The organism is Pseudomonas sp. WS 5079, from assembly GCF_012985465.1.
In the GTDB taxonomy this organism is placed as follows: Bacteria; Pseudomonadota; Gammaproteobacteria; order Pseudomonadales; family Pseudomonadaceae; genus Aquipseudomonas.
Map to the genome: position 1 here is coordinate 264,622 of NZ_JAAQWN010000001.1, position 26,172 is coordinate 290,793.

19 protein-coding genes and 1 pseudogene are annotated in these 26,172 nt (G+C 58.9%); 8 read left to right on the forward strand and 12 right to left on the reverse strand.

Going from position 1 to position 26,172, the window contains the following annotated elements; genetic code table 11:
- Positions 1–163: 163 nt before the first annotated feature.
- The 8 genes from HBO05_RS01260 to HBO05_RS01295 all read right to left on the reverse strand — a co-directional run bounded on the left by HBO05_RS01260 (position 164) and on the right by HBO05_RS01295 (position 9,576).
- The gene (locus HBO05_RS01260) at positions 164–1,267 is read right to left on the reverse strand and encodes a Glu/Leu/Phe/Val dehydrogenase (RefSeq protein ID WP_169951521.1); all 1,104 of its coding nucleotides are present in this window, start codon (positions 1,265–1,267) and stop codon (positions 164–166) included.
- A gap of 2 nt (positions 1,268–1,269) precedes the next feature.
- Positions 1,270–4,164, reverse strand: coding sequence for a beta-ketoacyl synthase N-terminal-like domain-containing protein (locus HBO05_RS01265; protein WP_172311352.1), 2,895 nt, complete (start codon positions 4,162–4,164; stop codon positions 1,270–1,272).
- Between the two features lie 13 nt (positions 4,165–4,177).
- The gene (locus HBO05_RS01270; protein ID WP_169951525.1) at positions 4,178–4,753 is read right to left on the reverse strand and encodes a hypothetical protein; all 576 of its coding nucleotides are present in this window, start codon (positions 4,751–4,753) and stop codon (positions 4,178–4,180) included.
- A 4-nt stretch (positions 4,754–4,757) separates the two neighbouring features.
- Complete coding sequence (locus HBO05_RS01275; protein WP_169951527.1) at positions 4,758–5,786, reverse strand: pyridoxal-phosphate dependent enzyme; 1,029 nt, start codon at positions 5,784–5,786, stop codon at positions 4,758–4,760.
- 43 nt (positions 5,787–5,829) lie between these two features.
- Positions 5,830–6,585, reverse strand: coding sequence for an alpha/beta fold hydrolase (locus HBO05_RS01280; protein WP_170041444.1), 756 nt, complete (start codon positions 6,583–6,585; stop codon positions 5,830–5,832).
- Entirely contained in the window at positions 6,582–8,204 is a 1,623-nt protein-coding gene (locus HBO05_RS01285) for an AMP-binding protein (protein ID WP_170057354.1), read from the reverse strand. The genes HBO05_RS01280 and HBO05_RS01285 overlap by 4 nt, the downstream gene beginning before the upstream one ends.
- A complete protein-coding gene (locus HBO05_RS01290; protein WP_170041442.1) occupies positions 8,201–8,464 on the reverse strand; it encodes a hypothetical protein in 264 nt (87 codons plus the stop codon). The genes HBO05_RS01285 and HBO05_RS01290 overlap by 4 nt, the downstream gene beginning before the upstream one ends.
- Before the next feature lie 479 nt (positions 8,465–8,943).
- Positions 8,944–9,576, reverse strand: a complete 633-nt coding sequence (locus tag HBO05_RS01295) for a TetR/AcrR family transcriptional regulator (RefSeq protein WP_169951535.1) — start codon at positions 9,574–9,576, stop codon at positions 8,944–8,946.
- A 189-nt stretch (positions 9,577–9,765) separates the two neighbouring features.
- Here HBO05_RS01295 and HBO05_RS01300 point away from each other — a divergent pair, with 189 nt between their 5' ends.
- Complete coding sequence (locus tag HBO05_RS01300) at positions 9,766–11,250, forward strand: DHA2 family efflux MFS transporter permease subunit (RefSeq protein WP_170057353.1); 1,485 nt, start codon at positions 9,766–9,768, stop codon at positions 11,248–11,250.
- A 182-nt stretch (positions 11,251–11,432) separates the two neighbouring features.
- Here HBO05_RS01300 and HBO05_RS01305 read toward each other — a convergent pair.
- Together HBO05_RS01305 and HBO05_RS01310 are read right to left on the reverse strand one after the other, a co-directional pair.
- A pseudogene (locus HBO05_RS01305) lies at positions 11,433–12,132 on the reverse strand (integrase family protein); the annotation flags it as partial.
- Positions 12,133–12,330: 198 nt separating this feature from the next.
- Entirely contained in the window at positions 12,331–13,245 is a 915-nt protein-coding gene (locus tag HBO05_RS01310) for a LysR family transcriptional regulator (RefSeq protein WP_262376887.1), read from the reverse strand.
- Between the two features lie 247 nt (positions 13,246–13,492).
- Here HBO05_RS01310 and HBO05_RS01315 point away from each other — a divergent pair, with 247 nt between their 5' ends.
- The 4 genes from HBO05_RS01315 (at position 13,493) to pgm (ending at position 19,804) form a co-directional block, all read left to right on the forward strand.
- The gene (locus tag HBO05_RS01315) at positions 13,493–14,515 is read left to right on the forward strand and encodes a zinc-dependent alcohol dehydrogenase family protein (RefSeq protein ID WP_169951539.1); all 1,023 of its coding nucleotides are present in this window, start codon (positions 13,493–13,495) and stop codon (positions 14,513–14,515) included.
- Positions 14,516–15,204: 689 nt separating this feature from the next.
- Positions 15,205–16,614 carry a hypothetical protein gene (locus HBO05_RS01320; protein ID WP_262381361.1) on the forward strand — a complete coding sequence of 470 codons (1,410 nt, stop codon included), beginning with the start codon at positions 15,205–15,207 and terminating at the stop codon, positions 16,612–16,614.
- Between the two features lie 28 nt (positions 16,615–16,642).
- Entirely contained in the window at positions 16,643–18,043 is a 1,401-nt protein-coding gene (locus tag HBO05_RS01325; protein ID WP_170041439.1) for a PLP-dependent aminotransferase family protein, read from the forward strand.
- A gap of 114 nt (positions 18,044–18,157) precedes the next feature.
- Positions 18,158–19,804, forward strand: coding sequence for a phosphoglucomutase (alpha-D-glucose-1,6-bisphosphate-dependent) (gene pgm / locus HBO05_RS01330; RefSeq protein ID WP_170041438.1), 1,647 nt, complete (start codon positions 18,158–18,160; stop codon positions 19,802–19,804).
- Between the two features lie 130 nt (positions 19,805–19,934).
- Here the strand turns inward: pgm and HBO05_RS01335 are convergent, their stop codons facing one another.
- The gene (locus tag HBO05_RS01335; protein WP_170041437.1) at positions 19,935–20,630 is read right to left on the reverse strand and encodes a pirin family protein; all 696 of its coding nucleotides are present in this window, start codon (positions 20,628–20,630) and stop codon (positions 19,935–19,937) included.
- 227 nt (positions 20,631–20,857) lie between these two features.
- On the opposite strand from HBO05_RS01335, the gene HBO05_RS01340 reads away from it, so the two are divergent.
- On the forward strand, positions 20,858–23,311 hold the full coding sequence (locus HBO05_RS01340; RefSeq protein WP_172311356.1) for a UvrD-helicase domain-containing protein: 2,454 nt from the start codon (positions 20,858–20,860) through the stop codon (positions 23,309–23,311).
- Positions 23,312–23,357: 46 nt separating this feature from the next.
- Here HBO05_RS01340 and HBO05_RS01345 read toward each other — a convergent pair whose 3' ends face one another.
- The gene (locus HBO05_RS01345) at positions 23,358–23,630 is read right to left on the reverse strand and encodes a DUF1652 domain-containing protein (protein ID WP_169951551.1); all 273 of its coding nucleotides are present in this window, start codon (positions 23,628–23,630) and stop codon (positions 23,358–23,360) included.
- Between the two features lie 257 nt (positions 23,631–23,887).
- Between HBO05_RS01345 and HBO05_RS01350 the strand changes: the two genes are divergently transcribed.
- Together HBO05_RS01350 and HBO05_RS01355 are read left to right on the forward strand one after the other, a co-directional pair.
- Complete coding sequence (locus HBO05_RS01350; protein ID WP_169951553.1) at positions 23,888–24,712, forward strand: helix-turn-helix domain-containing protein; 825 nt, start codon at positions 23,888–23,890, stop codon at positions 24,710–24,712.
- 49 nt (positions 24,713–24,761) lie between these two features.
- A complete protein-coding gene (locus HBO05_RS01355; protein ID WP_170041434.1) occupies positions 24,762–26,168 on the forward strand; it encodes an FAD-binding oxidoreductase in 1,407 nt (468 codons plus the stop codon).
- Positions 26,169–26,172 lie beyond the last annotated feature (4 nt).

Consider the following 26,172-nt stretch of genomic DNA (forward strand, 5'->3'; position numbering starts at 1 on the left):
TTACTGCGTGACGCGTCAAGCAAATTAAATACGTTGGAAGAATGGCTCTTCCAGATAAGTTGGGTATGTGCGAGATCTTTAAAGTTTAAATGCTTGTGATGGGCCAGCGGTGCGGCCAAGTTATAACAAACCCACAGCTATCCCCTTCATTGTCCTCTTATGTCTAAACCGCGAAGCTGCGCGCGTCTATATCAGCGTGGATAGACGGATCGTGCCGTTGGGATACGTCGAGGTCTACATTATTTCCGGCATGAAAATAGGTTCGCGATAACAGTGTGGGAATATTGCATCCCAGCAGTTCTGCCCGTTTGATCAATTCGCCGGTCTTGGTACCGATCAATGCCCCTGTATAGTTGTTTGCCTGATCCTGTGTCATCGCACGAAAAACATCAGGGAACGATCGCTCGATGCTGTCACAGATAACCGCTCCGGCGTTGCTTACATAATCAGGAACATAACCAACCCCACGCGCCAGAAGCCTCGCTTCTGCTTGAGTACTGTCAAACGGTGTGTTGGAGCTACTGATAACCCAGCGCGCGCGTATACGTTCAACCGTGGGCAGATCAAGGATTCTGGAGAGGGACGCAATGCACAGTACATCCGGGGCGCTTGACCAGAAATCCTCCTCGCTCAACATGCACAGGCCGGCCGGAATATCGCTAATGGGCTTTACGTCGAAGCCGATCACGTTGTACCCATGGGCGAGACATTGCCTGGCAACTTCAAAGCCCACCTTGCCCATGCCGTGAATGGCTACAAGAGGCGTTCCGTTGATTCTCGGAGAGCACTTCAGTACCGCCTTCAGGGCACTCCAGACACCAAATCCGGTGGCAATTGACGTGCTGATCTGAGGGCTGTCCATGGCATCCAGAATCCACGGGGTGGATTTTCTCAGGTACGTCATATGCGCACTGCTTGTATTGATGTCACACCCTGTGTACATCGAGCCGGCATAGCGGTTCAGGGTTTCTCCGATGGCATCGAATACGTGTGGGGCCTCATCAGGTAGCGCACTGCTATTTACGACGATTTTCCCGCCGCTGAAGCCGGTTCGATAAAAACCATGTTTCAGATCCATCGCACTTGCCAACATGATTGCTTCATCTTTTTGATGTGACAGTGTTTTATATCGACTCCAACGGATACCTCCATTGCTGGGCATCGCATGCCGGTGGGGCGAGCAGGCGATGGTGAATGAACTCTGACTGTCTACCACTACAGTTTCGACTTCATAGACACCGAACGTTGGATGAGTGATGGTTGCCATGACTATGCGTTCCCTTCTTTAGGATGAATGTGAATGCTGTTAGCGGCGCCGGCATCCGTCAGGCATGTACATAGGCCCGACGGTGTGGGATCAGCCAGGAAGTCAGATACGTTCAACACGACCCCGAGTTCGGAGTCTGCAAATGCAATCAGTTGGAACGCCGCCAAGGAATCCCCGCCATCGTCACTGAACAACTGATACTGGCTGGATGGAGGCGTCCCGGTGACCTTCTCCCAAAGTGCGGCAGCGGCCTGTGCAACGCTGTTGTACCTTCGCGACTCAAGCTGCTGTGCGGGTTCGGCCGTACGAGGTGTGCTGCCCTGCGTCTCAAGCGTCACGCCGTGACGTTGTCGGTCGAAGGGGTAGGGCGTTAACGGGATGGTTCTGGCTGGCAGGTTCCACGACGGGCGCCAGTCAATGTCCACACCGGCCATCCAGATTTTCTGAAGCGCGGTATGCCACACCTCATGCTCTGGCGATTTGTCTCGCTCGCCACGCATCGTGCGAATCGCGGTATCTCGCGGCCGCAGCGCCATTGTCAAGGCCGTCAAGGTCGTGCCGGGGCCCACTTCGACAAATAACGTCCCTTCACGAACCGCAATGGACGTAAGCGCCTCCAGGTATCTCACCGGCTCACGCGCGTGCCGCGCCCAGTAGGCTCCGTCGAGGCGGTCTGACGAGTCGAATGCTGTGCCGTGCAGGGTCGAGTGGAAGCGAATATCCGAAGGCGCCGCCTTGGCGGTCGGCGCGGCGGCTGCCAGTTCGTCCAGGATGGGGGCCATCATGGACGAGTGAAACCCATGGGATACCGTCAAACTACGGCAACGTATGCCGAGGCTGGTCAATGAGCGCTGTATGCGCTCGATCGCGGCCTTGGTACCGGAGAGAACGCAGGCCTCTGTGGCGTTGACGGCGGCTAGCGAAACGTCGTCCGCGAGCCAATCCCGGCAGGCTTGCTCACTCATGGAGACGGCGAGCATGGAGCCAGCTGGCAATTCAGACATCAACCTGCCCCGTCGAGCAGCGAACAGCAGTGCTTCTTCGGCGGTCAGCATTCCGGCGATGCAGGCGCCTGCTATTTCGCCCACGCTGTGACCGACGATTGCGTCAGGTACGACGCCGTGCCGAATGAGGAACCGGGCCATCGCGATTTGAACTGCAACGAGCGCGGGCTGTGCCGCCGCGGTATCGGTCAGGTCGGTGTCAGCATTTCCATCCAGCAGGAAGGAGACATCGACATCCGCTTGTTCTCGCAGCAGACGTACCAAGGCATGAAGATCACTTGCGAAATGTCGGTTCGACTCGGCCAGGCCGGTGGCCATGCCGAGGAACTGACTGCCCTGGCCCGGGAACTGGAAAACGATGTCCGGCTTGCGGCGGCCGGTATCGCGTACCGGGTCAGCGACCTGCAGTGCGCCGTCCTTGTCCGCACACAAGGTTGCGCGATACCTGAGCGCTCGACGCGTGGTTTGGGCGCTCCACGCCGTGCGGTCCGCGGGGAGCCCGGCGAGTTCTGCGCGGTAGGCCCGTATCAACCTGTGGCAGGCAGCCTCGCTTTGCCCGGTTACGGGAATGACTGAAGGAAAATCGGTCGCGGCGGTCGTCGTCTCATCGAGAGCTTGTGGCGAACGCGCCAGCACTACGTGCGCATTTGTCCCGCCGATTCCAAAAGCACTGACCCCAATGGCACTGCGACTATCCGTTGTATGCCACGGCTCAGCGATTGCGGGAAAGTAAAACGGGCTGGTATCCAATGCTATCGAAGGGTTTACCTCGTCCATGTGGATCTGTGGCGCTATGAAACCATGCTGGATCTGGAGCACGGCCTTGATCAGCCCTGCCATGCCCGCGCATGTTTCCAGGTGCCCTACGTTGGCCTTCACTGAGCCAAGTGCGCAGGAGTTGTGTCCTTTCCCGGGCATTGCAAACAGGTCGTTCAATGCGTTGAACTCAATGGGATCACCGGCAATTGTCCCGGTCCCGTGCGCCTCCATCGCCCGCATGTCCATGGGCGTGAGATGGGCATCGAGCATGGCCGCGCTGATCACGCGTCGTTGTCCGTCGACGCTGGTGGTGGTGAAACCCACCTTGCGGGCGCCATCGTTGTTGACGGCGCAGCCTTTGATTACGGCTAACACGCGTTGCCCCTCAGCGAGCGCCAGGGATAACGGTTTCAGAACCACTAGCGCGACACCGCTGCCAAACACCGTCCCTGTCGCTTTGCTGGAGAAAGGCATGCAGTGGCCATTCTGTGCGTAGATCATGCCTCGCTGAGTCCGGTAAGGCGCACGTTGCGGAAACCGCAACGTGCATCCACCGGCCAGCGCTACTCGACATCGCCCTGCGCGTAAGGCCTCGACGGCCTCTGCGACGGCGACGAGCGATGTAGCGCAGGCTGCCTGCACACCGAGTACCGGCCCCTCTATGCCCAGGTGCCACGCCGCCCGCGTGACCAAGTAGTCCTTATCATTGGTAATTTGCAGCTCGAACCCTGACGGCTGGAATTTTTCCATGAGGTCGGACGCTTGCAAGTGGCCAAGGTAGGCTGAGCTACTGCAGCCGGCAAACAAACCGGTGTCGGGCATTTGCCCGGGCTTGATACCGCTATGCTCGAGCGCATGCCACGCGCACTCGAGGAATAGTCGGTGCTGAGGGTCCATCAAGGCTGCATCACGATGACCCACGCCAAAAAACGTGGCATCGAATGACAGTACGTTGTCATTCAACGGTGCGGCAAATGGCATGGTCTGCGCATCGGTAGGGGTATCACCGAGTTCGATTACCGACTCGACGCCGTTCACCAGGTTGTGCCAGTACTGCTCAAGGGTGTTGGCGCCAGGAAACCTGCAAGCCATACCAATGACTGCAATGTCGCGGTCCACGTGCTGATCGTACATGCGACCTCCGAATTCAATCAGTCGTGTATCCGCGGCGTACCCGGCCCTGAATCGCTTCGTCGGCCGCTTCGATCGGAATCAGCAATACAAAGGCCCGATAGCGCTCGCGCGGGACCTCTTGATACAGTTGCCGTACCCCAATCATCCCGGTCACCTCACCGGTGACACCGGTGGCAAACAATGATTGCCATCGCCCTTGCCAAATGGCGGATGAATTCCAGACCCCCGCTGTCTCGATTCTGCCCAAGCGTGTATCTGCGGTTTCCCGATAATAGGAGATCACGTCTTTATCCAGGCTTGCGATCTTCCAACCTTCGCCGCTGATGGTGCCGATTTCGACGCCATCATCCCCGATCCATCGATCAATATGCGAGTTGACATCGCCCACAGTGGGCCTGTCGTCAGCCTGTGCCTTGAACTGAATATCGCTGAGTTCAAGCAGTGGCAGCATGACGAAGCGATCGGTGCCTATGCGCTCTGCAACAATCTGCCGGGCTTTGTTGAGCCCGTCGGGAAGGTCCAACTGAGCTCTGGCCAGATCGGCCAGGCTCACCAGATTTGACATCATGTCTTGTTCATTAATGGGCATAGCATTAGCTCCTTGTCGTTTGACGCTCGTTATCGAGCAACTGCCGGCCCCGCTCGCGGTCGGCGTCGCTGCCGGCGTCGGGGAAGATGGTGACTACACTGGCCTCCTTGTCGAGTTCAGAGGCGACGTTACACGCGACGATCCAGTTGGCCGCGGCCGAACCGCCAATTGGGATGCCGGTTTCCTCGAAGAACCGGAACATGGCTTTGAGAGACTCCTCGTGTGAGACGGTCTGGAACGGCACTTCGTAGGGAATCAACGAGACAAACGGTTGCCGGAACCCGAAACCAAATCCTCCTGCGCCTGCGAATCTGGCAGTTCGGTTTGGAGGTTCCATCGTGCCAAATGGCAGTTCGCGAGGCGTGCACCCGACGACGCGCAGGTCCTGGTTTTGCTGCGCCAGCGCTGCGTATACGCCGGCAAGCGTACCTCCAGTGCCGATGGCTGCTACCCAGGCATCGGGGCGTCGGCCGTCGAGCTGACGGCAGATCTCGGCGCCGGTGTGATACTGATGCACCGATGTGTTTACCAAGTTCAGATGCTGGGATAGCAAGGTCCAGCCTGGCTCCGTGCAGGCGATCTGCTGGCTGCGGGCGATGATGCCAAGCAGAAAATGGCTGCTGTCCACCTTCGTGACAATCGCGTTGCTATCGCTCAAGGATTGAAGCAATACCTCTGGCGCTGAGTCGGGTATCACCACGTGCACGGGCAGGCCGCATAGATGCCCCAAATGAGCTAAAGCCTTGGCCATGTTGCCACCCGACGAATCAAGAAGCTTGAGCGGGCCCTGATCAAAGTCGTGAGCATTGATCGCATCACAAAACAAGCCGAAGGCCACGCGATCCTTGATCGACCCGGAAGGGTTCTTCGACTCCAGCTTGGCGAAGATTCGACCTCCGTTCTGTGGCCCCGGCACTTCCACGAGCGGGGTGTTTCCCAGCGACGCACTGAAGTCCCTGAGTTGGGGAAACATATCCAGCGCTTTGGCAGGGCTGGGAGCTGCTGATTGAGCATTGAAAAGGTCGAAATCCATGACAAATTTCCCATTACGCGTTTGGGTTGAATGAACGTAGAGGTCACGCCGTACGAGAGGGGCCCAGGATGGTGTCCACTACCAACGGCTCATTGCCGAGAAAGTAGAAGTGTCCGCCTGGAAAAACCTCTAGCACTGGATGTTTGGGCAGCAATTGAGACCACTCGAAGAACTGCTTTCTGTCGATCAACGGATCGTTGTCGCCCGCGAATAGGCGGGTCGTGGGTAAGTCACCCACCGGCAACTTCGCAAGCTTTTGAAGAAGCGCCAGGTCTTGACGAACAGCTGAAGCAACAACCGTCTGAGCGGTGTCAGCGGAGGTGCTCAACTCGGGCACTTCGCCAAGCCCCATCGCACGCTCTGCAAGCTGGTCGACATCCTGCTGTGATTGAAGGATTGTCTGCAGCGACACCGGTGCCATCTGAGACGACAGGATGAGTTGAGCCACCCTGAATCTCGACGATGCCAGGGAGGACGCTATATGCAGTGCGAGCAAGGCGCCCATGCTGTGCCCAAAGAGTGTGGTGGGCGCGATGCCAAGAAGACTGGCCAACCCCCTCATGCAGCGTTGGATAGCTGCGTGTGGGTCGCTCCAGTTCACTGTCGCGTTGCTCGTGCCTGGTTGAGGGTATTGCATTATTACGAGGTCCACGTCCGCAGGCAGGTGGTCTCGCCACGCTCTATAGAACTCGGAACTACCGCCAGCGTGAGGGAACACAACCAGTTGATGTCGCACAGGCACTGAGGCCGCGAAGCTAAATCTAATGGCACCTTCGGCCTGGGCTTGTATGAGCTTCATAGCTCACCCGACCCGGATGCTTGTGCTTCGCTTTGGCGCTCGCCGTAGATTTGAGCGCGTAGAGACGCGCGGTCAATTTTGCCGATGCCTTTGCGCGGAATCGCCTCTATCAGGACTAGCCTCTCCGGCAGTTTGAATTGCGCTATACCAACAATCTCCAGGTGCCGTCGGACTTCGGATAACGAAAGCTGTTCTCCTTCGTGCACTACGGCAAACAGGCAAGGCACTTCGCCGAAGCGCTGGTCGGATATACCCACCACCGCGACGTCCTGGATCTTCGCGTGCTGTTTAGTAAGCGCTTCAATCTCTTCCGGGCTGAATTTTTCTCCACCGCGATTGATAGAGTCGGTCAGTCGCCCATCGATATAGACGTTGCCCGCCGAATCAAGGTGGGCCATGTCGCCGGTTCGGTAATACCCGTCTTGCGTGAAGGCGCGGGAAGTCGCCAGCGGATTGTTGAAATACGAAGATATGGTGTAGGGGCCGCGGGTGATTAATTCACCTGATTGGCCAGGCGGGACCGGCGTGCCGTCGCTGTCCACAATCAGGACCTCATCTTGCTCGGACAACGGGCGGCCCTGTGAGTTGAATCGGACGCTGTCCGAATCAGTCCCGCGGGTGAAGCAAAGAAGCCCTTCGCTCATCCCGTAGCACTGCTGGATACGCATCCCTAACCTTGATTCAGCAAGGGCTGCGAGATCAGCAGGCAGGCGCGACCCACCGACTTGAATGTGCCTTAATGTCTGAGGTGCAATCCCTTGCTGATTCACTCGATCAAGCCACTGGGCCAGTAATGCTGGAACCAGCGTCGAATGTGTTACTTCATGGTTTGTGATCAGTCTCAAAGCCGTTTGCGCGGACGTGTCCGGGGACAGAACCACGGTTCCCCCGCAAAGGAGGGTGCCGAGAATGCCTGGGCAGTTGATGACAAAACCGTGAGATATGGGCAGCACCGCCAGATAGGAGGAGGAGTGACTGAGTTCGAATACCCGGCAAGCTTCAGCGATCATGTAGCTGTAGCCTGCGTTTTTTCTAGCGATGGGCTTCGGGAGTCCTGTCGTCCCGCTCGACAGCAGCATCATCGCTGTATCTTCTGCACCCATCTGTGTCGCGCGCAGTTCATGCGCTGACGCGTTGTCACATGACGCTGAGCAGAATTCCCTGAGCGCTAGCCAGTCTGAATTGTCGCCGTTGTCAGGCTCATCAATAAGGCCCAGCACCACGTCCAAACCTTCTTCACGACTGACAGTGCTGGCCACACCCACTGCGCTGAAGCGACGGTTACCTTTGGTCATGGCCATGACACGAGGCCTGACCATTTTCAGGACGTGTCGCAATTCTTGTTCGCGATAGGCGGGAAGGAGTGGCACTGGAGCCGCGCCGGTTATCAGCGTCGCAAGCATCAAGATGACAGCATCGGCGCAGTTGGGTAACTGAAACGCGACATGATCGCCTTTCGAGATGCCTAGGGCTCGCAGCCGTGCGGCTGTAGAGGCAACTCGCGACTTCAATTGCGCATAGGAAATAATTTCGCCATCGGCAATTAAAGCAGGTGCATCTCCGCCCTTGTTTAGGACCACGGCCAACTGTTCGTTCAGTGATGCAGGATGAGGACTCATTTCGTACCCCCGGCACGAGGGCCGTCAGTTGCGTGTGCTGACTCGATCAGTCGCTCAAGCTCTCGCAAGGTATGGTCATGCGTATCCCAAAGCGAAAATCCGCCACATCCCAACTGCTCCAGCATCAGTTGCAGCTCCAGCGTTTCCGCCGAGCTCAGGCCCAGATCAGTGCGCAGCCTCCAGTCACCGGCGGCTGACGCGAGCAGCTCGGGCGGTAACCCTATTTCCTTCAGCAGCACAATTACCTGTGTCGACGTCATTCCTTGAACTCCAGATTAATCCTTAATGAGAATTATTAACTCATGACTGCCGGTCAGTCAACAGGGTGTTTATGAGTTTTTTTGGGTCGCAGGAAATGAACGGGGCAACACAGGATTCGCGGCTTTTGTGAGTTCTACCGAAGAAGGCGAAGTGGTACGCAGGCAAGTGCTGCGCCTTGAGCCTGGGACGAGCGTTAATGTAGGTCGCGATTACAGCGAATCGGCGAGGACTGGAGTTAACGCGGATCGCTGCAACGCCCGACGGGCACGAGAACGACGAATTGACGCTGGATATGGGGGCGGACGCAGCGACGAACCTGAATCGCCTGGGCGGAAAAACGCCACTGACGCCGATAAAAGGATCACGTAACGTTCCGCTAGGTCAGGGAAGAGGCGGCCACCGGGGTTAAAGCGGAGTCGATAGGTGCCGCTTTGGAGATAACGCTTGCCACTGATTTTCAACATCAGCGGCCGGGCTTTCAGTTGGACTCCTCAGCCACGTTAATCAGGCGAAGGCATACGGAGGTAACATCACGAGCAAATTGCTCACAGTCGGTGCCCTCATTAGCGATCGCATCATCGGTGACCCCATGCACGCCGGCATAGATTATCAAGGCCGTGATTCGGGGCTGATCAAATCGCCAGGTGCCTGCTTCGTTGCCTCCCAGCAGAATGTCTTGCAACTGTTCCAGGATGGCATTTTTTTCTTGATTGCTACGATTATGGTGATGGTGGTTTGTGTAAACGATGTCGTGCGTTCTATACGTTTCGACATAGGCAATAACGTTTGTATGGATCCAGGTGCGCAGGCGCGCCAGCCAATCTCCGGGAGCGCACTTATCCACCTCTTCCTCAAGACGACGCAGGAACTGCGCGGTGTAACGTTGCCCCATCGCTTCAAGCAACTCATTTTTGGAAGAAAAGTAAATATAAAAAGTACCCTTCGCTACCTGCGCCAGTTCGGCGATCCCGTCAATGGTAGTGGCTTCGACGCCCTGCGCTAAAAACAGCGTTTCTGCGGCGGCCATCAATTCATCGAGGCGTATGTGCGCAGGCTTGGTTCGCGGCGTTTTCGAGGTAGGTGGCTCGACTTGGCTTTTCTTATATTTCATCGCTGTTTGGGGCCCTGCATAAAAGTTGACTGGCTAGGAGAGGAAGAGGCATCTGTACGAGCCTTTCAGCCCTGACTATCGGTCGGTCAATTGTATCTTGGCGACGCCATCAAGCGAAGTCTTCTTATTGACTGACTGTCAGTCAGTGGATAGGATCAAGGTAAGTTCCTTAACGTAAATTGGACTCCGATGCGCAAATATCGAATTCACGCCTTGGTCGCTGCCGCCTATCTCGGAACATTTCTCGCGACGCTGGACATCAGCATCGTCAACGTCGCACTGCCTACCCTTCAGACAGCGTTACAAACTGACTTGGCGGGTCTTCAATGGGTCGTCAACATCTATGCAGTCGCATTGTCCGCGGTGATGCTATCTGCCGGACCTCTTGGTGATCGCTATGGGCACAAACGGGTTTGGCTTGGTAGCGTTTTGCTCTTTGTGGTTGGATCGGTCATCTGCTCGCTGGCTAGCCAACTGCCGATGCTTTTGTGGGGGCGAGCTGTCCAAGGCGTTGCCGGCGCTATGCTTATACCGGGGGCAATGCCGATTCTGGCTCACGCATTCCCTGATCCCGGCCAGCGGGCGCGGGCGATTGGCGGGTGGTCCGCTTTTAGCGCACTCGCGTTGATTTGCGGGCCGTTAGTGGGGGGGATATTGGTCGAGCGTGTCGGGTGGCAGAGCATTTTCCTGGTCAATGTCCCGCTTGGCATTCTGGCAACTGTGCTGGGTGCGTATGGTATTCCCGAGCGCAAGCATCTCGATCACGCGGCGTTCGATCCAGCAGGGCAGGCGCTTAGCATGCTATGGCTGGGGGCCCTCAGCTATGGCCTCATTGGAATCGGGGAACATGGCAGTTCGCCCGATAGGGTTTTAATCCCTTTGCTTACTGCCGCAGTGGGCTTCATCGCATTCGTATGGGTTGAGTTGCGCGTCAAACGGCCTCTGTTTCCGATCAAATTATTCCGTAGTCGCCCGCTGGTGCTGGCCAATCTGGCGTCGTTTATTCTCGGCTTCTCCAGTTACAGCAGCCTCTTCTTTTTGTCCCTTTTTCTCCAGCAAGTACAGGGGAGCAGCCCGGAGATTACTGGTTGGAAACTAATGCCGCAGTTCGTCATGATGGCACTGGCCTCCTTGTTTTTCGGGCGATTCGTGGCGCGGTTCTCGATGAAGTTCCTGATGGTCACAGGTTATGCGCTGATAGGTCTGGCCTTGTGCGCCATGGTCGTTTTCAATCCATGGACTCCCTATCTCGGGATTGGATTGATCCTTGCCGTACTGGGTTTTGGAACAGGGTTATCAGTACCCGCAACCGGCATGATGGTCATGGGCTGCGTCCCGCCTGAACGTGCCGGCATTGCATCCGCGACAATGAACGCCTTGAGGCAGACCGGAATGGCTTTGGGAATCGCTATTTTAGGTAGCACCATGAGTGTTTATGCGGTCAATAGGCTTACTGTTGAAATACAAGACAGTGGGCCAAGTCATGGAGCTTATTTGGCTCGACGAGCGATAGTGGACCATGTTTTTCCGTCGACTCAGCCCTGGATTGTCGATCTTTACAGGTCAGCGATGGCGGGTGGCTTTGGTCTCGTCATGATCTGCGCAGGCCTGGCATGCCTGGCGATATCAGGTCTGCTGTTTTTCTTTTTTACTCATAGGCCTGCGGATGCTTGAACTCGTGGCGCGGGGGGGCTATTAGAAACAGAAACTTACGAACGCCCCTGCGCAAAACGCCAGAAAGCCGTGTGTTCAGTTTGTACCGGATCTGCCCTGCTGACTTTCGCGATAACGAGACTTATCTGAGTAACCTGCACAGCTCCCACGCCTCTTCAGATGTCCGTTAAGTCTTTCGGTAAGTAAACCGGTGAGACGAACACCCAGCCTTTGCCTTCTTCACCCACCACGCGGATTCTATGTGGCTCGCGTAACAGAACCAAGGCTTGCTCAGGCAACGGCACTATGTGTTTGCTTTTGTCCAGGTGTTTGGTCTTGCTCACCACATAACGCTAATCGGCGCCCACCCAGTCGACATCTTCCCAGCGCATCTGAACCAGTTCGCCTGGGCGGACCGGTAACATGACCAGCAGGCGCATTGCGGCGGCAACGCTGCCGTCGTTGCAGTCATCAAGGCGTAGAAGAAACCTGCCTAGATCGGCCGGCCGTTCGATCGCCGGATTGCTGGTGACGACATGGCGGATCTTCAATTCCTCAATGTTGCTGAGCGCTACGTTGCGGTCAATCCAGCCGCGCCCTTCAGCAAACCCCAGGACGGCGCGGATGATGGTGCGCACACGCCGGGCCATCGCCAGTGTGCGCTGGCGGCGCAGCTCGGTAATGATCGCGGCGTGCACCGCGGGCAATGTCGCGCGCCTATTTGAGACCAATGTAGGGATAAGCGCCGATGGAGAAGCGGTTTTCCTTTCCATGCAGGCGATACTTCAGTCGCCAAACCTTGGAAGGGGATTTGCCGACCTTGCTCGACGTCCTTACCGCCAAGTAGAGCCCAGGGACTTCGCCATCGGCGTGTTTGCCGGGTTCGGTCAGCAAGCGGATCAAGGCATCGCTGAGTTTTCGTTTGAAAACAACCGCATTATCTGGAGCGTCGGTGGGGGCATCCTTTTAAGGAGCCGGAATTTGCCCCCAGTTATGCCCCATGAGTCGTGGAATCCATCGGATTTAGACAGACGGAAGTAGACTTAAATTATCAATAAGTCGTTGTTATAAAACGCTTTTATGGAGTTTAGTGGAATTGCATTACAGGCTATCGGGGTCGCCAAAGAACATCTGAATCCGCGACCGCAACCACCGCTCCCCCGGATCATTATCCTGGGAGCCGCGCCACGCCATGTGCAGTTCAAAGCTGCGCACCGGCAACGGCGGGTCTTCGGCGCGCAGGCCGCCGGCGGCGGTCAGGGCTTCGGCGGTGTAGTCGGGGACGGTCGCCAGGATGTCGGTGCCGGCCAGTAGGGTGCCCAGGCCGTTGAATTGCGGGACCGCGAGCACCACATGGCGTTTGCGGTCAAGTTTCTCCAGCTCTTCATCAATAAACCCGCTGAGATCGCCGGCAAACGAGACCAGGGCGTGGGGGCGGGCGCAGAAGTCGTCCAGGCTCAGGGCGCCGGGTACGCTGTCGGCGCGCAGCAGTTTGGGCAGGCTGCGGCGCAGCAGTTTGCGCTTGGCGTTGGCCGGCAGGTCGGCGGTGTAGCTGACGCCAATGGAGATCTCCCCGGACGCCAGCAGGCCCGGCATCAGGATGTAGTTGACGCGACGGATTACCAGCACGATGCCCGGCGCTTCGGCGCGCAGGCGCTTGAGCAGTGGCGGCAGCAGGGCGAACTCGACGTCGTCCGACAGGCCGATGCGAAACACTGCGGTGCTGGTGGCCGGGTCGAACTCGGCGGCGCGGCTGACGGCGGTGGAAATCGAATCCAGGGCCGGCGACAGCAGGGCGAAAATCTCCACTGCTCGGGCCGTGGGCTCCATGCTGCGCCCGGTCCGCACAAACAGCGGGTCATCGAACAGCCCGCGCAAGCGCGACAAGGCAGCGCTGATGGCCGGCTGGCCGAGGAACAATTTCTCGGCCGCGCGGGTCACACTGCGCTCATGCATCAAGGTTTCGAATACGATCAACAGGTTCAGGTCGACACGACGCAGGTCGTTACGGTTCATCTTGTGTCCTGGCAGATTCAGCGAACTTGACGTGAACGGCCACATGATAACAATGGCCGGCGTGAATCTTACGGGGAAAGGCTGGTACTCTGCACCGGCTAATTCAGATTTCCTACGCTGCCTGGTGTTTTTTCCTAGGCGGTGGAATCAATGACAGACATGACGACTATTAATGGCGACCGGTGGCCTTGCCCCGAAAGCCCAGATAAAGTTCATGGCATTAGAGGTTACTTTGGCGAGGTTTGCGATGTCCCGCACGATCCGTTTTCACAAGTTTGGTCCGGCCGAGGTGCTCAAGTGCGAAGAGCATGAAGCCACGTTGCCCGCACCGGGCGAAGTGCAGGTGCGTGTCGAGGCGATTGGCATCAGTTGGTACGACATTCTCTGGCGCCAGAACCTGGCGTCGTCCCACGCCCGGCTGCCTTCGGGCCTTGGTCATGAAATGGCCGGGGTGGTCGTGGCGTTGGGCGAGGGCGTCGAGGACCTGGCGGTGGGCGACAAGGTCGCTAGCTTCCCGGCCGAAAGCCCCAATGATTACCCGGTATATGGCGAGTTGATTGTGCTGCCCCGTTCGGCCCTGACCCGTTACCCGGACGTATTGAGCCCGGTGCAGGCCAGCGTGCATTACACGCCACTGTTGATTGCCTACTTTGCCTATATCGACCTGGCGCGGGCCAAGCCTGGGCAGTTCGCCCTGGTCACCGATGCCAGCCATTGTGCCGGGCCTTCGTTCGTGCAATTGGGCAAGGCCCTGGGGGTGCGGGTGATCGCGGCCACCAAATCACCGGACGAGCGCGAGTACCTGCTGTCCCTGGGCGCCGAAAAGGTCATCGTCACTGAAGAGCAGGACTTGCTGATGCAAATCAACAAGTTCACCGATGGGCGCGGCGTGGATGTGGTGTTCGACGGCCTGGGTGGCCCGCAGATGTCGCTGCTGGGCGATGTGCTCGCGCCACGTGGCAGCCTGGTGTTGTATGGCCTGCAAGGCGGCAACCAGACGCCATTCCCGGCCTGCGCCGCGTTCCAGAAGAACATCCAGTTCTTTGTGCACTGCATCGGCAACTTCACTGGCAAGCCGGAGCTGGGCATCGCCCAGGACCAGGCTGCGCTGCAACGGGCGCTACGTGAGATCAACCAATTGACTGCCGACGGGCTGCTGATACCCCTCAAGACCCGGGTATTTGCTTTCAGCGAATTTGTCGATGCACACCGCTATATGGACGAATGCCCATGTCGCGAGCGGGTGGCGTTGCAGGTTGAAGCCGTTTGATCTGTGGGAATGTTCGTAATCGGACATTCCGCCTACGCTGCCCATGGGGCAAATACGCCATTTGAAAGGACAGTACCTACGCCCTTGGCACCAGGACTGTCACCGGTTCCCCCCTGTAAAACCTGCCTTTTAAGCCGCCGCCGCCCTGAATCCCAGAGCCGCGGCGTTTTGCGTGGGCCCCGCAACAAGTGCCAAGCTGTTGATCTGCACTGGTTTTTACGCTGAGTCTGTATCTTTTAATCATCAAGCAAGCGCTGATAATTGCCCGGTCACTTTCATCTCAAGGACTGAGCAATGATTGCAGAAAACAAATCACAACAGCGGTTCGCTGTAACTAGTAAGTCGCCTTGTATGCCGGGCAAAGGATGTTGGTCGGTAGATAGAGTGCGAACTAAATCCGGTAGTTTCCCTGCGCTGTATATGTCAGACCATTCTTGATTGTCTGAGTTAAATTCCACTAGGAAGCTGTAAGACCGTTCCTAGGCTGGCCAGCAGGCCGGTGTAGGGGCTTTCTTCAACAGCTGATGGCATCTTCGCAGGGATGTTCCGACTGGCGCTTTGTTGTGCGGTGCTAACATTTAGCTATCAGCCTTAGTCGCAACAGGCGCCAACTCCAAGCAAACCGCAGGACGGACAGGCACGCCTAACTGCTTGCCCGGAACTGACAGTTAACTTCAGGTAGTAAAGCTATGAGCGCTATTCACGAACAAGCCATGAATTATGTTTACCAGCAAGTATTGCAACGCTTACAGGGCTACTTCTCGCGAGCGGAGCGAACTGCACTTCAATTATTGATTCAGCGGTTGATTGTGGCGGCAGGCGGCATCGAACAGATCGGTGACTACAAAGTATTGGTCGCCCATGGGGGCGGCAGAGGCAGCAGTTATGCATTGGCCTTCCTGCGTGCCGCCCAATTGACCATCGCCGGCCGGGCGCCGAGGAGTTTCCAGTTGCGCGTCGCAACCCTGCGGCATACGGGAATGACGCAAGCCGCGCTGGACAGCATTCATCGTGGCTACAGCGCATTGTTTTTCCATGACGACCCCCGGGTCGAGCTGATGATGGTGGAAAACCAGGAGGTCTTGCCCTTCAACCACCTGCGTCCGGCTTCGACAACTGGGCAGGATATCGGCCGGCGCAATATGTTGATGGTCGGGCATAGGAGTTGCGGGGATATTCGCACTAGCCTGTGTAACGACGGCTACTTGTCCCTGGGGGATTTCTATCGGCGCATTACCGCCTGGGACGGTGGGGTACACGCCCTGGTCAGCAGTGATTCGCCGCGCAAGCAAAACCAATACCTGGCGTGGCTGGTCAAGACTACCCGCGCGGCGGGCATGAAAGGTCACTCTGGCCGGCCCCTGGCGCTCACCGCCCTGTTTACTCGCATGGACGATTGCAGCGTTGGCTATTACCGCGATGTGTATGGCGAGCACTATGCGGCACAGGATGCATCTTCCAAGGAAGTGCATCGCCACCTGGCCTACATCGGCGTCGCCGACCTGTTATGCACCGGGGAGCTGGACTGCACCGCATTGCTCAACGATTTCATGGGTTACAAGCAAGATGAGTTTGCCTTTCAGTTCAGCACCCCGGCCTACGCCAACCCATTGATGATGGCGCACATGCATGGCCTGCACGCCGAAGTGTTGCTGGGCATTGACTATCAGCAGGGCGTCAGGGGGTTTATCGAACAGGCCATCGGTTTTATGCGTCGCAAAAGAATCCCCGAACTGCTGATTGCCCAAGCCGGTACTCCGGACGGGCGCATGCTGGCGACGACCTATGCGCGTGAGTTTTTTGGCCTGGAAGAAAGCCAATTGGTCTGCCTGTTGTTTTCACCGTTTATCCAACAAGGCCAGCGGCTGGAAGCGTTCTTGCGCCGCTGCCACCCCGGCATGCTGGTGGCGCTGCCCGAACTGCACAAAGCCCTGGAGGGCAAGGCGTCGGCCGAATTGATCCAGCATTGGATTGTCGATACCAGCGGTTTGCCGCTGGCGTTGTTGCAGCATTTGTACCGCAACGATGTGGCGGCCAATGCCGCCTGCATCAACAGCGAGGAGCCGGTCACAGGGCCGCACGGCGTGCCAGGACGCTGAAGGTGGGTGTGCGACGGCAGAAAACGTCATGAGTGAGGACAAACAGGCAGACTTCGCCTATCAGGCCGTGTATCGCTACATGATCAACCTGATCAATGAAGTGGGCGGTGAGGCGAGGGTCAAGCTGCCGTCGTTGCGACACCTGGCCGAGCGTTTGAGCGTGTCGATTTCCACCATTCAATACGCTTATTCACTGCTGGAAAAGGAGGGCAGGGTGTACTCGGTGGCCAAGTCCGGTTACTACGCCTTGCCCATTGCCAGCACTACCCCGTGCTGCACCGCCGGTGATTTGCTCGAGCGCCTGTATGCCGGGGCGCGCAGGCCGGGGATGTTGGTGCTCAGTGCCGATGAGCCGGCGCAACTGCTGTCCTTGGACGGCCCATTGCTGCAACTGGAGCGTGAGCTGGTGCGCCAGTACCCGCGCCAGTTGCAGCCCTATTCCCAGCCCTGTGGTATCTGGGAGCTGCGTGCGGCTTTGGCGGCGCGCTACACCCGTTCGCCTACACGATGCTGGCAAGCGGATGACGTCTATATCGGCGCTGACCTGCGGGGCGTGCTGGCCATCCTGATCGAAGTCCTGGCCCTCAAAGGGGCGGCGGTGCTGGTGGAGTCGCCGTGTGACTGGCTCGTGCTGCGGCTGCTGCAAGACGCCGAAGTGCGGGTGATCGAGTGGCCGTGCAACGAGCAGGGACGGCTGGACCTTGCGTATCTGGAGCAGCAGTTGCGTAGCGAGGGCGTGCAACTGGCATTGTTATCCTCGACCCCCGGCCTGGCCACCGGCAAAGCCTTGACCCTGGCCGAGCAGGCGCAACTGGCAGGGTTGCTGGAGCAACATGGCTGTTGGCTGCTGGAGAACGACATCCATGGCGGCTTGGAATTCGAGGCGTGCGCCGGCTACTTGCGGGACCTGGTGAATCCTGAGCGGTTGATGGTGTTTTCTACCTTCGAGAAACTCATGGGCCCGGAAGCGCCCTATGGTTACCTGCTGTCGCGGCACATGAGCACGCAATTGCAGCGCCAGTTCCTGTTGCGCGCGTTTCGTTTGTCGTCCATTCGCCAGCGGGCGATTGCCCGGCTGGACCACAATGGCCGCCTGGACCAGCACTTGCTGGAGCTGCGCGCACTGCTCAAGGAACACGCGGCAGCGATGCACAAGCGTCTGGAGCAGCATCTGGGCGAGCGCGTGACATACCGCCAGCCCCAGGCAGGCGCCACCTATTGGTTGCGCTCGACCGAGGCTGTGGATATGCGCCGGGTATTCCAGAACATGCTGGCGCGCCAGGTGGTGATCGCCCCTGGTGAGTTGTTCAGTGTCAGTGGCCTGTACCAGCAGCACTTTCGTTTGAGTCATGTGTTCAGCTCCCACCATAGCCTGGACCTGGTCCTGGAAGAGTTGGCGCGGGCACTCAAGCAGGGGCAGAATGGATGATTTGGTGTTGCGGGAAATATCCCTAATTATTGTGGGATAGATACCGTCGCATGGCGGTCGAACTCCCAGTAAACTGCATTCCTTTTCCGAATCCTTCTTTTCAGAGGTTTTTGCATGACTCTCAGTCCTTTTGCGGGCAAACCGGCACCGGCTCAATTGCTGGTGGACATCCCGCGACTGGTAACGGCCTATTACACCGGCCAGCCCGATGCAGCAATCTCCACTCAGCGCGTGGCATTTGGTACCTCCGGGCACCGTGGCAGCTCTTTTGACTTGAGCTTCAACGAATGGCACGTGCTCGCCATCAGTCAGGCCATTTGCCTGTACCGCGAGGCGCAAGGTATCAATGGCCCGCTGTTTGTCGGCCTCGACACCCATGCGCTGTCCACCCCGGCGGGCGCCAGTGCGCTGGAAGTACTGGCGGCCAACGGCGTGCATGTAATGCTCGCCGAGGGCGATGAATACACACCCACCCCGGCGATTTCCCACGCCATCATCTGCTACAACCGTGGCCGCACCAGCGGGCTGGCGGATGGCATTGTCATCACCCCGTCCCACAACCCGCCCCAGAGCGGCGGCTATAAGTACAACCCGCCCAACGGTGGCCCGGCCGATACCCATGTCACCAAGTGGATCGAGGCCAAGGCCAACGAGCTGCTGGTGGCCAAACTGGCCGGGGTCAAGCGCATTACCCACGCGCAAGCGTTGAAAGCCGACACCACCCACCGCCATGACTACCTCAACACCTACGTGGCCGACCTGATCAATGTGATCGACATGGACGCCATCCGCAGTGCCGATCTGCGCCTGGGCGTGGATCCGCTGGGCGGAGCCGGGGTGCGCTACTGGTCGGCCATCGCCGAGCACTACCGTTTGAACCTGGAGGTGGTGAACACCGAAGTCGACCCGACTTTCCGCTTCATGAGCGTGGATTGGGACGGCCAGATTCGCATGGACCCATCCTCCAGCTATGCGATGCAAGGCCTGATCGGCCTCAAGGACCGCTTCGACGTGGCATTTGCCTGCGACCCGGACCACGACCGTCACGGCATCGTTACCCCGTCGGGCGGGCTGTTGGCGCCGAACAACTACCTGGCCGTGTCCATCGACTACCTGTTCCAGAACCGTCCCCAGTGGCGTGCTGATGCTGCCGTCGGCAAGACCGTGGTCAGCAGTGGCTTGATCGACCGCGTGGCCGCGCGCATTGGCCGGCGCCTGTACGAAGTGCCGGTGGGCTTCAAGTGGTTTGCCGATGGCCTGTTCGAAGGCTCGCTGGGCTTTGGCGGCGAAGAAAGCGCGGGGGCTTCGTTTTTGCGTAAGGATGGCACTGTCTGGAGCACGGACAAGGATGGCTTGATCCCGGCCTTGCTGGCCGCGGAAATGACCTCGCGCAAAGGCCAGGACCCAAGCCAGATCTACCGAGGCCTGACCGACGCCCTGGGCGAACCCTTCGCCATTCGTGTGGATGCCAAGGCCACGCCGGCGCAGAAGGCGCTACTGGGCAAGCTGGCGCCGGCGCAGGTCACGTCCACGCAGTTGGCCGGGGAAAGCATCCAGCAGATCCTCAGCCATGCGCCGGGTAACGACCAGGCGATTGGCGGGTTGAAAGTCATGACCGAAAACGGCTGGTTTGCCGCACGGCCATCGGGCACCGAGGATATCTACAAGATCTATGCCGAGAGTTTCATTGGCGAAGATCACCTCAAGCGCCTGGTGGAAGAGGCGCAGGTGTTGGTGGACGGCGCCATCACCCCGAACTGACACACAGTTGTAAAAAATGTGGGAGCGGGCGTGCCCGCGATGGCGGTGGATCAGTCAATGAATCGGTGACTGACCCAACGCCATCGCGGGCAAGCCCGCTCCCACAGTGTGTTTAGTGCCAGGCTTGGGATCAGGCCAGGTCCACCAGCACTACTTCGCTGTCTTCGAGCGCGGTCACTCGCAGCACGCGTTCATCCTCTACCGCAACGCCGTCCCGCGCCTGCGCTCGCAAGCCATTCACATCGATCACCCCAGTGGCCGGCACCAGATACGCCCGGCGTCCTGCATCCAGGTGATACTCGGCACTTTCCCCGGCCTTCAGGTTGGCCGCCACCAGGCGCGCGTCGGCACGGATCCGCAGGCTTTGATTGTCGCCGTGCTTGCCACTGGCCAAGGTCACGAAGCCTTCGCGCTCGCCCTTGGGAAACGGCTTGGCACCCCAGGAAGGGGGCAAACCCGCTTCATTGGGAATGATCCAGATCTGGAAAATCTTGGTTGCCGTGGCTTCCAGGTTGTATTCACTGTGGGCTATCCCGGTGCCCGCGCTCATTACCTGTACGTCGCCAGCCTCGGTGCGGCCTTTATTGCCCAGGTTGTCCGCGTGGCTGATGGCACCTTCACGTACATAGGTGATGATTTCCATATCCCGATGCGGATGCTGGGGGAAACCGGTACCGGGCGCGATGATGTCGTCGTTCCACACCCGCAGGTTGCCCCAGTGCATACGCTTAGGGTCATGGTATTCAGCGAATGAAAAGTGGTGATGGGCATCCAGCCAACCGTGATTGGCACCGCCCAGGGAGGTAAAAGGTCGAAGTTCAAGCATGATCGTCTCCTGTTGATGGGCCTATCTTCTATCAGGTCATCATCGATAAAAAGCGTAAAAAATGCCTTATTTCAATCAAATTATTCGATTGGTTTGTGGTCGCGAAAACTCGACCCGATCTTCACTTCATCGCCTAACCACATGAAGCCAAAGCAATTGGCTGGAACTGTCGGAGGTTTCCGGCGACCATAGCGTTTCTGTCCGCTCAAGCCCCCGCAGGAGTCCGCGTGCCGCAACACACTCCCGATCTGCCCCCCGAACTGCGCCCGCTGGCGCAAATGCCGCTATTCAAGCGCCTGGCTGCCCGGCTGTTTGGCCATGGTTTAACGCGCCTGCGGGCCCAGCATCGTTTTTCGTGGCTGCATGGCCAGGCCGACGGTTTTCGCAGCGGGCATGAGGCGGGCGTGGAGTATGGCTACCAGGAGGGCAGGCGCGATGGCATCGAGGAAGGGCGCCAGGTCCTGTTGATCCGTGATTATCGCAGCGATGAGCATCGCGTCCCGGGTGTCGACGACAGCCTGTTCGACGATTGGCGCCTGCCACTGACCGCGGAGCTGAAAAAACGTATCAAGGCCGATGTGGCCCGCCTGCTACCGGCTCATGCGCAGCCCAGCGCAGCCCAGTGGAAGATGATCTTCAGCGACACCCCGTCCACTTCGGTGATTGCCGGTGCCGGTGCCGGCAAGTCCACGTCGCTGGTCCTGCGGATCCTGCTGCTGACGCATTACCTGGGCTTTGAGCTGAGCTCCATGACCGTGGTGACCTTCACCCGTGAATCGCGCAAGGACTTCATCAACAAGCTCATGCAGATTCTCCAGCTGTGGGGCCAACCCCTTGGTTTGAAAGAAGCCCAGGCTGTGGTGCGCACCTTTCACTCGCGCATCCTGCCCATGGTCCGCAGCCTGCCGGGCTTTGAGCGGTTGCAGGCGTTCGAGAACCTGCACCACGGCACTTACGACGAGGAGGCCGATAGCAACCCCTTCGACCTGCGCATCAACGATGCCCAACGCCAGCAACTCAACGCCTGTTATCACGGGCTCCATGGCCGGCATGCGCGCTTTCGCGAGCTGATGACGCCCATGGCCCGCCACGCCCTGCAGCTCAAGGAGCTGGAGCGCGACCACCCGGATGTACAAAAGCGCGTGGCGGTTACCGAGTTGGCAGCCAAGCGCGACGAAGAGCTGTGCGATGTGATCGAGGACCTGTGGTTGCGCGCCGGCGCATGGCCGATCCAGGGCATCGAGCCAAACCGCCAGAGCGTTGAAATCAATGGTGCGTCGTTCCATTGCCATGGCTACTGCGCCGAACTGGATGCCTGGGTGGTGTTGGGTTTCGACTCCCGGGAAAACCCGCAGATTGCTCGCCCCGGGGCCAAGCTGTCGGTACGCGCGGAATGGGCGGTCAAGCGCACCTTGTTTCAAGCTTTCTGTCGTAAGCCATTGATATGGATAGATAGCTACGAGTCATCCAGGCGCCTGTTGAGCAGCCTGGCCGCAGATACCACCTCGGGGCCGGGGTTTGATTACAAGGTCAAGGGTGAACTGGCTTCGGCGCCGCTGCTGGATTGTTTCGTCACCGCCGCCGGGTTTATCGAAAACCTCGGCCTGGACGTGCCCACGGCTGTGGGCCAGATGAGCTTTGCCAAGGATGACCCGGATCGCGGCTTCTTCGAGGCCCTGGGTATTTTCTGGAAGGCCCTGGAAGATCACCTGCTGGACCAGTCGCCGCCGATCATGACCTATAACCGCATGTTTTCGCTGTTTGGCGAGAACACCCCGGAAAACCTCAAGTTGCTCAACGATGGGCTGTTGCGCCCGCTGTCGCACTTGATGATCGACGAATTCCAGGATGTCTCGCCGCAGATCGTCTCGTGGATCCGCGCCAGCCTGCGCGAAATCCGCAGTCGTGGGCCGGCGATGCATGTGGGGCGCGGTGCCCAGCATTCCTCGCTGCTCTGCGTGGGTGATGACTGGCAGTCGATCTATGGCTGGCGCGGCAGCTCGCCCAAATACTTCATGGAGTTCAACAAGGAGTTCCCGTCACCGGCCACCACTAGGGTGATGCTCGGGGAGAACTTTCGTAGTCACCAGCACATCATCGATGCTGCCGAACACATCGTTAAAGCCGCACCGGCGATCAGCGGCAAAAAGGCCAAGGCCAGCGGCGTAGATCGGGCATTGGTGCCGGTACAGGTGCTTGATCGCGACGAGGCAGCCTTGGCCCAGCAGTTGCTGGCGCACTATCAGCGTGGCGAATCGGTATTGATGTTGTATCGAAAAGGTAGTGATAAGTTATTGATTCAAGAGCATATTCAATCTGTAGTTAATCTTGATTCTAGCTTACCGCCCGCCATGCGTCGCCTCAAGCAACTGACCTACCACAGTGCCAAGGGCCTACAGGCGGATGCGGTGTTTCTGCTCGGTGATTGCCAGCACCTGACCCGCTCGCCGTACAAGAACCAGGTGTACCGCATGGCGGGCCTGGGCAAGGACGGTGATGCCGAGCCCTACGACAATGCGCAAAAAGACGAGGTGCTGCGCCTGGCCTATGTCGGGATTACCCGGGCGGTGAGCCATTGCTATTGGTATGTCGAAGGGCAGGATGGCCAGGGCACGAATGCGCCGAAGGCGTCGGATCGGGTGGTGGGGAGCAAGGCGTTCTTCGATGACCGCCGCCGTTAGATCCCTGTAGGAGCTGCCTCGCGAAGCGAAGCAGCCCCTACGCAGTTCAGGCCTGCCGCAGTTGCGGGCGCACAAACGAGTCCAGCTCAGCCTCGATTGCCTCGATAATCCGCTCCACATCCGTGGCGTTCATCACCGTGGCGCAAGGAATGCCGGCGATGGCAATCAGGGTTTCGCCACTCTCTCGGTCAAACAATCGCGCGATCATGCTGCCAGGCGCGTCCATGCTGCCTTCAAAGCCAACCGGGTGAAAGTGCCAGCGCATCAACTGGCATGCATTGGGGAACGTCACTTTGTTCATGTTGCCAACCTTGTTCATTGAGCACTTCCTTTAGCTCGCGGCAAGGGCGTCAGGTCCATCAATAGTCCTGACGGTGAAGCTTAAAAAATAGCACTCACTGGCAATAAGTACCGGGGTTTTTTCTGTCCGTTCGGCGCTTCCTTGCGAGAAGTTTGACGTGGGTCATGTCTTACAAATGCTTAGGCAAAAGGCCATTACTTAAAACTGTCACTTGGCCATTGAAGCACCCGGTAAAGTTGTGCAAGCTCCAGGCTTTAGCCGTTTTCGAGTGTTGTATGCCACAGACCGTCCCGGCCGATTGCCCGCAACAGACCCAAGCGACTGCCGACGTGGTATTGCGCCATCACTTGTGCTGGAAGCACCGCGACCTGGACGGGGTAATGGCGCACTATCACCCGGATATCCAGTACCACGACTTCTTCCAGAACCGCGTAGTGTGCTTCGACCAGTTGCGTGAGTACCTGCAAGCCAGCATGCCGCGCGACCCCGACGAGGCGATTGAGCACACCGATCGCATCCGCACCGACGGCGATACCGCATTTATCCAGTATCGCGTGACCTTGCGCGGTGGCCAGGGCCTGGTGTCGTTTCGCACCAGTGAGGCGATTACCGTGCGCGACGGGCTGATCTGGCGCGTCAACGAATACGCGTCCCTGGTGCACGAGCCCGCCACCAGCCGTTCCCAGTCCCAGGCCACACGGCCGACCGTCAGCCGCCTGGGCCTGTCGCCCCAGCAACTGAGCTACCTGGCCAACGATTTGCAGCAGTACTTCCAGCGCCAGCAACCCTATCTCGACCCCGAACTGGACCTGCAACGGGTGGCCAAGGAATGTGGCTACAGCCGCAACCAGATTTCCTACCTGCTCAACCAGGTGCTGGGGCAGAGCTTCTACCGCTACGTCAACCAGGCCCGCCTACAACATTTGCTGGCGGCTCTGGATGGCGCCACGCCGCCGATCCGCATCGATGAACTGGCATTTGCCGCCGGTTTCAACTCGTTGTCGGCGTTCTACAGCTGTTTCCGCCAGCACACGGGCCTGTCGCCCAAGGCCTACGTCAAACAAATTTCCCTGCGTGCACGCGCGCAAGACGACGACTGAAGCCAGGCACTAGGATCACGCCATCGACGTTTGGTGGTGGAGTTTCAGCATGCCGGCATGGCGCAAGATCAGTTTATGGATGGACCAGCTGCAAGAGCCGCTGGAGGCGCGTGCGTCCCTCGGGCAGGACCTGGATGTCGATGTGGCCATTATTGGCGCCGGCTACACCGGGTTGTGGACCGCTTATTACCTCAAGCGCCATGCACCGCAGCTCAAGGTGGTGATCGTCGAGGCACAGACCGCGGGCTTCGGAGCCTCCGGGCGCAACGGCGGTTGGCTGATGGGCAACCTCCTGGGCGAAGACCGCTTGCTGGCGGGGTTGCCTGCCGAGCAGCGCCGGGCCTCGTTTGATCTGCTGCACGGCATCCCCGATGAAGTCGGGCAGGTGTTGCAGCGCGAAGGCATCGACTGCGACTACCGCAAGGGCGGGGCCCTGCACTGCGCCGCCCGTTACCCCGAGCAGGAAGCCAGCCTGCGCGAATACCTGGCCAAGCTCCACGGCCAAGGCCTGACCGACGATGACTACCGCTGGCTCAGCCCCGAGCAACTGGCCGGGCAGATCCGCATTGCCTCGGCCTATGGCGCGGTCTACACGCCCCATGTGGCGACGATCCACCCAGCCAAGCTGGTGCGCGGGTTGGCGCGGGTGGTCGAGGCCATGGGCGTGGCGATCTACGAAAACAGCCCGGTCACCCATTGGCAGTCCGGCAGCCTGCGCACCGACAAAGCCCAGGTCCGGGCCTCGTGGGTGGTGCCGGCGGTAGAAGGCTATGCGCCGACGCTCAAGCCCCTGGGGCGCTATCAACTGCCGGTGCAGAGCCTGATCGTGGCGACCGAACCGCTGCCGGCCAGTACCTGGGAAGAAATCGGCCTGAACCAGGGCCAGGCCTTTGGTGAAAGCAGCCGCCAGGTCACTTACGGCCAGCGCACCGCCGATAACCGCTTGGTATTCGGTGCCCGCGGCGGCTATCAGTTTGCCGGCAAGCTGCGCCACAACTTCGACCTCACCGACAGCGAAGTGGAACTGCGTCGCTACCTGTTCTGCGAGCTGTTTCCGCAACTCAAGCACGTGCGCGTGACCCACTCCTGGGGCGGCAACCTCGGTATGTCGCGGCGCTTTCGGCCGCACATGCTGTGCGACCAGCAGAGCGGCATCGCCTTGTCCGGCGGGTATGGCGGGGAGGGCGTGGGCGCCAGCAACCTGGGCGGGCGGACCCTGGCCGACCTGATCCTGGGGCGTGACACGCCGCTGGTCCGGCAGCCGTGGGTGCTGCGTGATGGCGGCCTGACGGCGCTCAAGGGCTGGGAGCCGGAGCCATGCCGCTGGCTGGGCTACAACGCCATCATCCGCAGCTTTGTCCATGAGGACCAGACCCTCGCCGACCCGAACACCGCGCCCTGGCGGCGCAAGCTGGCCAGCGGGATGGCCGGCTTCATGGAAGGTTTCATGCACTAAGTCG

Bases quoted from the DNA above. Each gene is read 5' to 3' on its own strand.
- HBO05_RS01260 (WP_169951521.1), bottom strand. From the start codon at position 1,267: ATGGCAACCATCACTCATCCAACGTTCGGTGTCTATGAAGTCGAAACT.
- HBO05_RS01265 (WP_172311352.1), bottom strand. From the start codon at position 4,164: ATGTACGATCAGCACGTGGACCGCGACATTGCAGTCATTGGTATGGCT.
- HBO05_RS01270 (WP_169951525.1), bottom strand. From the start codon at position 4,753: ATGCCCATTAATGAACAAGACATGATGTCAAATCTGGTGAGCCTGGCC.
- HBO05_RS01275 (WP_169951527.1), bottom strand. From the start codon at position 5,786: ATGGATTTCGACCTTTTCAATGCTCAATCAGCAGCTCCCAGCCCTGCC.
- HBO05_RS01280 (WP_170041444.1), bottom strand. From the start codon at position 6,585: ATGAAGCTCATACAAGCCCAGGCCGAAGGTGCCATTAGATTTAGCTTC.
- HBO05_RS01285 (WP_170057354.1), bottom strand. From the start codon at position 8,204: ATGAGTCCTCATCCTGCATCACTGAACGAACAGTTGGCCGTGGTCCTA.
- HBO05_RS01290 (WP_170041442.1), bottom strand. From the start codon at position 8,464: ATGACGTCGACACAGGTAATTGTGCTGCTGAAGGAAATAGGGTTACCG.
- HBO05_RS01295 (WP_169951535.1), bottom strand. From the start codon at position 9,576: ATGAAATATAAGAAAAGCCAAGTCGAGCCACCTACCTCGAAAACGCCG.
- HBO05_RS01300 (WP_170057353.1), top strand. From the start codon at position 9,766: ATGCGCAAATATCGAATTCACGCCTTGGTCGCTGCCGCCTATCTCGGA.
- HBO05_RS01310 (WP_262376887.1), bottom strand. From the start codon at position 13,245: ATGAACCGTAACGACCTGCGTCGTGTCGACCTGAACCTGTTGATCGTA.
- HBO05_RS01315 (WP_169951539.1), top strand. From the start codon at position 13,493: ATGTCCCGCACGATCCGTTTTCACAAGTTTGGTCCGGCCGAGGTGCTC.
- HBO05_RS01320 (WP_262381361.1), top strand. From the start codon at position 15,205: ATGAGCGCTATTCACGAACAAGCCATGAATTATGTTTACCAGCAAGTA.
- HBO05_RS01325 (WP_170041439.1), top strand. From the start codon at position 16,643: ATGAGTGAGGACAAACAGGCAGACTTCGCCTATCAGGCCGTGTATCGC.
- pgm (WP_170041438.1), top strand. From the start codon at position 18,158: ATGACTCTCAGTCCTTTTGCGGGCAAACCGGCACCGGCTCAATTGCTG.
- HBO05_RS01335 (WP_170041437.1), bottom strand. From the start codon at position 20,630: ATGCTTGAACTTCGACCTTTTACCTCCCTGGGCGGTGCCAATCACGGT.
- HBO05_RS01345 (WP_169951551.1), bottom strand. From the start codon at position 23,630: ATGAACAAGGTTGGCAACATGAACAAAGTGACGTTCCCCAATGCATGC.
- HBO05_RS01350 (WP_169951553.1), top strand. From the start codon at position 23,888: ATGCCACAGACCGTCCCGGCCGATTGCCCGCAACAGACCCAAGCGACT.
- HBO05_RS01355 (WP_170041434.1), top strand. From the start codon at position 24,762: ATGCCGGCATGGCGCAAGATCAGTTTATGGATGGACCAGCTGCAAGAG.